The sequence below is a fragment of the Pectobacterium brasiliense genome, from assembly GCF_013449685.1.
GTDB classification, from domain to species: domain Bacteria; phylum Pseudomonadota; class Gammaproteobacteria; order Enterobacterales; family Enterobacteriaceae; genus Pectobacterium; species Pectobacterium brasiliense_A.
In genome coordinates this window covers 343,682-350,991 of the sequence record NZ_JACDSF010000017.1, presented here as the reverse complement: position 1 = coordinate 350,991, position 7,310 = coordinate 343,682, and the positions used below count along the sequence as shown (strand labels likewise).

Here is a 7,310-nt window from a genome sequence, read left to right as displayed (position 1 = left end):
CTAACCAGCTGAGCTACGTAGCCATCTTTTCCGCGTCACCTTCATCGGCGTTGCGGGGCGCATTATGCGTAGTTGGCCTAATTGCGTCAACTAGTTTTTTCCCGAAAAGTGCCCTCAATGTACCGTTTGTTTGGGTTGTGAACAGTATGGTGAGAAAAACGCCAAAAAGCACGCATTCCCAGTCAATTAAGCATACAAAGACGGGCCATGAAAGGCCCGTTGATTGAAGAAATTAAATCGAATTATTTGTAGGCTGACTGGTGTACGCCAACCGCACGGCCTGATGGATCATCCAGTTTCTTGAAAGATTCATCCCACTCAATCGCTTTAGCTGACGAACAGGCGACAGACGGGCCACCCGGTACGCATTCTGCTGCGCTTGGAACCGGGAACAGCTCTTCGAAGATTTCACGGTACAAATACGCTTCTTTGGAGCCTGGCGTGTTGTACGGGAAGCGGAAGCGAGCTGTCTCCAACTGCTGATCGGTAACCTGTTGAGCCGCTACTTCTTTCAGCGTATCAATCCAGCTGTAGCCTACGCCGTCAGAGAACTGTTCTTTCTGGCGCCATGCAACGCTGTGCGGCAGATAAGATTCAAAGCACTCGCGCAGGATGTGTTTTTCCATCTTGCCGTTGCCACACATTTTGTCGCGTGGGTTGATGCGCATCGCGACATCGAGGAAGTTTTTGTCCAGGAACGGTACGCGAGCTTCCACACCCCAGGCTGACATCGCTTTGTTCGCACGGGCGCAGTCGTACTGGTGCAGTGCCAGCAGCTTACGCACGGTTTCTTCATGCAATTCTTTGGCGTTTGGCGCTTTGTGGAAATAGAGGTAACCGCCGAACACTTCGTCAGACCCTTCGCCTGACAGCACCATCTTGATGCCCATGGCTTTGATTTTACGGGACATCAGGTACATCGGCGTTGAGGCGCGAATCGTGGTGACGTCATAGGTTTCGATGTGATAAATCACGTCGCGAATCGCATCCAGCCCTTCCTGCACGGTGAAGTGAATTTCGTGGTGCACGGTGCCCAAGTGGTTAGCGACTTCTTGCGCGGCTTTCAAATCTGGTGCACCTTCCAAACCGACGGCGAAAGAGTGCAACTGAGGCCACCAGGCTTCACTACGCTCGTCATCTTCTACGCGACGTGCCGCATATTTTTTGGTGATTGCTGAGATAACGGAGGAATCCAGACCGCCAGAGAGCAACACGCCGTAGGGCACGTCAGACATCAGGTGGCTTTTCACCGCTTCTTCCAGCGCATCGCGCAGCGCTTCTTTATCCGTTTCGTTGTCTTTTACGGCGTCGTAATCAAACCAGTCGCGCTGGTAATACTCGCGAATTTCGCCGTCTTTGCTCCACAGGTAGCTGCCAGCCGGGAATTCTTTGATGGTGCGGCAAACCGGCACCAGCGCTTTCATTTCAGAAGCGACATACAGGTTGCCGTGCTCATCGTAACCCATGTACAGCGGGATGATGCCGAGGTGGTCACGGCCAATCAGGTAGGCGTCTTTTTCGCTGTCATACAGGGCAAAGGCGAACATGCCGCGCAGTTCATCCAGGAATTCTGGGCCTTTTTCCTGATACAGCGCCAGAATTACTTCGCAGTCGGAGCCAGTCTGGAACGCGTAACGATCACCGTATTGCTGACGCAATGCCTGATGGTTATAAATTTCACCGTTAACGGCCAGAATGTGGGTGCTCTCGGCGTTGTAAAGCGGCTGTGCGCCCGTGTTGACGTCAACGATAGACAGACGTTCGTGAGCCAGAATGGCTTTGTCGCTGGCATAAACGCCGGACCAGTCTGGCCCGCGGTGACGCATCAAACGGGATAACTCCAGCGCTTTCTTACGCAGTTCAACAGGATCGCTTTTCAGATCAAGCACACCAAAAATAGAACACATACATGACTCCCAGTAATGACAGATTCGAACTCAGTGCCATTGATTTAGCATCAAAGTGCCATAGGAATTCAATATTATTTAATGAAAAAAGCCATCCGTGTGGTGTTTCGTTAATTTATTCGGTTTTTTGGTGTGGATTCGTCAAATTCATAGAAGGGAAAGGCCGGATTTTTAGGGATTACATAATCCGGCCCGAAAGGGGATCAGGCGTTTTCAAGCAATTGCTGTAGCAGCACGCCGTTTAGCATCGCCCGTTTGACCAGGGCGAACGCACTGATAGCGGAAAGATGGTTGAGGCTGGAGATCTCAATCGGCAGGTTGTGACGAAATTCTTTCAGCACCTGCGCGTTGATGCAGCGTTGGATCGCGGGAAGCAGCGTTTTTTCTGCTTCAGTGATTTCACCGGCAATCACGACTTTCTGAGGATTGAACAGGTTGATGGCGATGGACAGCGCTTTGCCCAGATTGAGTCCGGCCTGTTCGATAACTTCACGGGCGAGGGCATCACCACGGTTTGCCGCTTTGCAAATTGCAGAAATCGAACAGCTATCGATAGAAAGCTTGCTGGGGTAGCCCTGACCCAGCAGGTGCTGTACGCGTTGCTCAATGGCGGCGTTGGCGACGACGGTTTCCAGACAGCCGAAATTGCCGCAGTGGCAGCGATCGCCAAGTGGATCGATCTGAATATGGCCGATCTCGCCCACGTTGCCGTTACTGCCGAGAAAAATCTGCCCGTTGACGAGAATACCCGCGCCAGTTCCGCGATGGACGCGTACCAGAATAGAATCCAGTGAATCGTGGGTGGCACCGAAATAGTGTTCTGCCAGCGCCAGGCTGCGGATATCGTGACCGACAAAGCTGGTGACGTTAAAGTGGCGTTGCAGATTTTTGACCAGTTGCCAGTTATTTACGCTGATATGTGGCATATAGCGGACGATGCCTGCAACAGGATCAACCAGCCCCGGCAGCACAACCGAGATCGCAATGAGCTCGCGAATACGGCGCTGATGGCTGGCGATAAAGCCGCTGATAACGTGAAAGAGTGCGGCTTCTAGCGACTCCTGCGTTTTTTCTTGCAGATCGTAGTGTGCTTCTTCCAGCGCTTTTCCCTGCAAATCGTACAGCGCAATGGTGACGTCATAGCGACCAAGGCGTACCGCTATGGTATGGAAAGGGCGGTTTTCGGTGATAATCGAAATGGCACGTCTGCCGCCGGTGGAAGCCTGTTGATCGACTTCTTTGATGAGCCCTCGTTCCAGAAGCTGGCGGGTGATTTTGGTCACGCTGGCGGGGGCAAGCTGGCTTTGTTCTGCTATCTGAATCCGCGAGATCGGACCCTGCTGGTCAATCAGGCGGTAAACCACCGCGCTGTTTAATTGCTTAACCAGATCGACATTCCCTATCTGCGCTTGTCCGCCTGTGGTCATTAAAAAGTTACTCGCTTAGGTTTAACTCAACGTTGGGATAAACCTTATCTCCGTTTACCCCAACGTATTTCCGTTTTACCCCAAGGCGTTTCTCGTTTTATCCCCAAACAGGATTACCGTTAACAAACGTCTTGAGAATGTGATAGTCACGGTCAAAGACGGTCAGGTTGGCCACTTTACCGCTTTCAATACTGCCTAACTGCTTATCCACGCCGATGGCGCGCGCAGGGTAGAGCGTTGCCATCCGAATCGCCTCATCCAGCGCGATGCCAGCGTGTTCGACGCTATTACGTACGGCGTCGATCATGGTCAGTGCCGAACCGCTCAGGGTGCCGTGTTCATCGACACAAATACCATCACGGTAGTATATGGTTTTACCAGCAAAAATGAACTGGTCAATATCCGCACCGGCCGGTGCCGTGGCGTCGGTCACCAGCACCAACTTATCGCCCTTGATACGTTTACTGTTGCGAATAGTGGCCCAGTCAACGTGTCGTCCATCCGCGATAATACCGCAATAGACTTCTGGGGCGTCGTAAATCGCGCCGACCAATCCGGGTTCGCGGCCGGTCAGATACGGCATGGCGTTGAACAGGTGGGTAGCGAAACGAATACCAGCGGCAAAACCCCGCTTTGCCTGTTCCCAGGTGGCGTTGGAATGCCCGGCAGAGACGATAATGCCCGCAGCCGTTAGCTGGCGGATAACCGACGGTTCGACTTCTTCCGGTGCTAGCGTGATTTTCGTAATGGCATCCGCGTTAGCGCACAGGAAGTCGACCAACTCTTGCGTTGGTTTGCGGATAAAGACAGGGTCATGCGTGCCTTTCTTGAGGACATTCAGCCAAGGACCTTCGAGATGCAGCCCAAGTGCCTGATGCTTATTCTGCGCCAACCAGTCTCTCATCACATCGATGCTGTGCTTCATAAATGCATCGCTGGAGGTAATCAGCGTAGGTAAAAAACTGGTACAGCCTGAACGCTCGTTCGCCTGCTGCATGATCTCCAATGTCTTGACGGAGATCGTGTCCAGCGAGTCGTTGAACTGCACGCCGCCGCAGCCGTTCAACTGGAGATCGATAAAACCCGGCGCGAGGAACGTGCCGCTCAGGTCGTGTTGTTCAATGCCGGCAGGAAGCTCGGCAAGTGGGCAGACTCGCTCGATCAGCCCATCGGCGATCACGACAGCGTGATTATCCAGAATCTGGTGGCCAGTGAAGATCCGGCTATGGGTTAACGCGTACATCATCGACTCCCGCATCGGTTAGAGATTTTTCATGCTTTCCGTTTCTAACTCACGGAAATATTTAACGGTTTTGACCTTCAGCTCCATGGTTGAAGGCTCGTCACAAACCATGATGGCTTTGGCGTGAAGTTGCAGACAGCTGATGGTCCACATATGGTTAACGTTGCCTTCTACCGCAGCCTGTAGCGCCTGCGCCTTGTTACGACCGGTCACCAGAATCATCACTTCTTCGGCATCCAGCAGCGTACCGACGCCCACGGTCAGGGCAAATTTAGGCACCAGACTGACGTCCCCGCCGAAGAAACGGGAATTGGCGATACGGGTTTCTTCCGTCAACGTTTTGATGCGGGTGCGGGAGGCCAGAGAGGAGGCGGGTTCATTGAAGGCGATATGTCCATCATTGCCCACGCCGCCCATGAAAAGATGAATTTTCCCGTAGGACTTTATTTTCTCTTCATAACGGTGACATTCTGCTGTGGTGTCTTCTGCGTTGCCGTTCAACAGGTTAATGTTTTCACGGGGAATATCAACGTGGTTGAAGAAATTTTGATGCATGAAGGTATGATAGCTTTCTGGATGGTCGGTCGGCAGGCCGACATATTCATCCATATTGAAGGTGACAACGTGTTTGAAGCTCACCAGACCGGCTTTGTGCATGGCGACCAGCGATTTGTAGGCCTCCAGCGGTGAACTTCCCGTCGGCAATCCCAGAATAAAAGGGCGCTCTGCGCTGGGCTTGAAAGCGTTAATTTTCTCAACGATGTGGCGGGCGGCCCATTTTCCGACGTCGGCGGCGGTGGTTAAAGGAATGAGTCTCATCGGCGCTCTCCTGATTTTTTAGTGGAATTAAATACGTTATTGCGCAAATCGCGCCAGTTGCGCGTTTTGTCTATGCATTAAAATTAGTCTACTCCGTTTTTTTTAATCTTGAAATAAGTTGGGGTTTTATTCAGGTATAAACTTTTTGTATGCAGTTTTTTGGTGATTTTTATCACATAATTACGGGGTTTAATTTGTGTAGCGAATTATTTTTCTTACACTCCCCCTAAGAACCACCGCTGCCACGTTTTCTCGACAATGACGTTTTCTACAGCGACGTTCTTCGGCAGTGAAATTTATTGGCAGGTTTGTTTGCCCCACAACATTTCATTACCTCGCAAAGGTAAGAGAGGGAAAAGTGAGTACTCTGAGCTATTTACAAAAAGTCGGTCGGGCATTGATGGTGCCTGTTGCGACGCTGCCTGCTGCCGCTATCCTGATGGGGATAGGTTACTGGATTGATCCGGTTGGCTGGGGAAGCGAGAACGCGTTGGCGGCACTCCTCATCAAATCGGGTGAGGCGATTATCGGACATATGGCCGTGCTGTTTGCTGTCGGTGTCGCGTACGGTATGTCGAAAGATAAAGATGGTGCGGCGGCATTGACCGGTTTTGTCGGTTATCTAGTGCTGACCACGCTGTGTTCACCGGCCGTTGTTGCCATGATCCAACGGATCCCCGTTGAACAGGTACCCGCCGCCTTTGGCAAGATTGAAAACCAGTTCATCGGGATTCTGGTCGGTGTCATGTCCGCCGAACTGTATAACCGCTTCAGTCAGGTTGAGTTGCCTAAGGCGCTGTCGTTCTTCAGCGGACGCCGTTTGGTTCCGATTCTGGTTTCTTTCCTGATGATTCTGGTGGCGTTCATTTTAATGTACGTCTGGCCGGTGATTTACAATGCGCTGGTGTCGTTCGGTGAACACATTCAACAGATGGGGTCGGTCGGCGCTGGGGTTTATGCCTTCTTTAACCGCTTGTTGATTCCTGTTGGATTGCACCATGCGCTGAATTCCGTGTTCTGGTTTGATGTCGCGGGTATCAACGATATTCCTAACTTCCTGGCCGGCCAACAGTCTATCGATTCTGGTAAAGCTGTCGTGGGGATCACCGGACGTTATCAGGCAGGCTTCTTCCCGATTATGATGTTCGGTTTGCCGGGTGCCGCGCTGGCGATTTATCACTGCGCACGCCCTGAAAACAAAAGCAAAGTGGCCGGGATTATGCTGGCGGCGGCATTTGCTTCCTTCTTTACCGGGATCACCGAGCCGCTGGAATTCTCCTTTATGTTTGTTGCGCCGGTGTTGTATTTCCTGCATGCGCTGCTGACCGGTTTTTCTGTCTTTATCGCGGCCAGTATGCATTGGATTGCCGGTTTTGGTTTCAGTGCGGGGCTCGTCGATATGGTGCTGTCCTCACGTAACCCGCTGGCCACTCAGTGGTACATGTTGCTTGCACAGGGGCTGGTATTCTTCGTCATTTACTATGTGGTGTTCCGCTTTACCATCACTCGCTTCAATCTGTTAACGCCAGGACGTGAGCTGGCAGTGAGCGGTAGCGAAGCCGATGGCTATGACGTGAGCACGGCGTCTGCGGGCGAGAAATCAAGCGATACGGCGACGCTGGCGCGGGGCTATTTGCAGGCGCTTGGCGGAAAAGCCAATCTGACGGGCATTGATGCCTGTATCACACGTCTGCGTTTGAACGTGGCTGATTCTTCTCTGGTTGATGATGCACAGGCAAAACGTCTTGGTGCGGCGGGTGTTATTCGTCTGAATAAGCAGAGCGTACAGATTGTGGTAGGTACGCAGGCTGAATCGATAGCGACCGCGTTGAAAGCCGAGTATGACAAGATATAAGTATGACAAGGCGTAATACGACGATGTTGATCGTTTAACGCGGTGTTATACCGATGAAA

Annotated in this window: 5 protein-coding genes; 1 reads left to right on the top strand and 4 read right to left on the bottom strand. The window is 52.0% G+C overall.

All coding sequences use genetic code 11. The features are described 5' to 3' along the window. Window positions 1–242 precede the first annotated feature (242 nt). The 4 genes from asnB to nagB all read right to left on the bottom strand — a co-directional run bounded on the left by asnB (window position 243) and on the right by nagB (window position 5,396). Window positions 243–1,907 carry an asparagine synthase B gene (asnB, locus tag H0248_RS09380; RefSeq protein ID WP_180785748.1) on the bottom strand — a complete coding sequence of 555 codons (1,665 nt, stop codon included), beginning with the start codon at window positions 1,905–1,907 and terminating at the stop codon, window positions 243–245. A 203-nt stretch (window positions 1,908–2,110) separates the two neighbouring features. Beyond that, a complete protein-coding gene (gene nagC / locus H0248_RS09375) occupies window positions 2,111–3,334 on the bottom strand; it encodes a DNA-binding transcriptional regulator NagC (protein ID WP_180785747.1) in 1,224 nt (407 codons plus the stop codon). Between the two features lie 97 nt (window positions 3,335–3,431). After that, complete coding sequence (gene nagA, locus H0248_RS09370) at window positions 3,432–4,577, bottom strand: N-acetylglucosamine-6-phosphate deacetylase (protein WP_180785763.1); 1,146 nt, start codon at window positions 4,575–4,577, stop codon at window positions 3,432–3,434. A gap of 18 nt (window positions 4,578–4,595) precedes the next feature. After that, window positions 4,596–5,396, bottom strand: a complete 801-nt coding sequence (gene nagB, locus H0248_RS09365; protein ID WP_180785746.1) for a glucosamine-6-phosphate deaminase — start codon at window positions 5,394–5,396, stop codon at window positions 4,596–4,598. A 358-nt stretch (window positions 5,397–5,754) separates the two neighbouring features. Here nagB and nagE point away from each other — a divergent pair, with 358 nt between their 5' ends. Then, the gene (nagE, locus tag H0248_RS09360) at window positions 5,755–7,251 is read left to right on the top strand and encodes an N-acetylglucosamine-specific PTS transporter subunit IIBC (RefSeq protein ID WP_010285449.1); all 1,497 of its coding nucleotides are present in this window, start codon (window positions 5,755–5,757) and stop codon (window positions 7,249–7,251) included. The last annotated feature ends 59 nt before the right edge of the window (window positions 7,252–7,310 follow it).

What these genes read in the sequence shown, in the direction of transcription:
- nagC (WP_180785747.1), bottom strand. Translation starts at nt 3,334, where the DNA reads ATGACCACAGGCGGACAAGCGCAGATAGGGAATGTCGATCTGGTTAAG.
- nagA (WP_180785763.1), bottom strand. Translation starts at nt 4,577, where the DNA reads ATGTACGCGTTAACCCATAGCCGGATCTTCACTGGCCACCAGATTCTG.
- asnB (WP_180785748.1), bottom strand. Translation starts at nt 1,907, where the DNA reads ATGTGTTCTATTTTTGGTGTGCTTGATCTGAAAAGCGATCCTGTTGAA.
- nagB (WP_180785746.1), bottom strand. Translation starts at nt 5,396, where the DNA reads ATGAGACTCATTCCTTTAACCACCGCCGCCGACGTCGGAAAATGGGCC.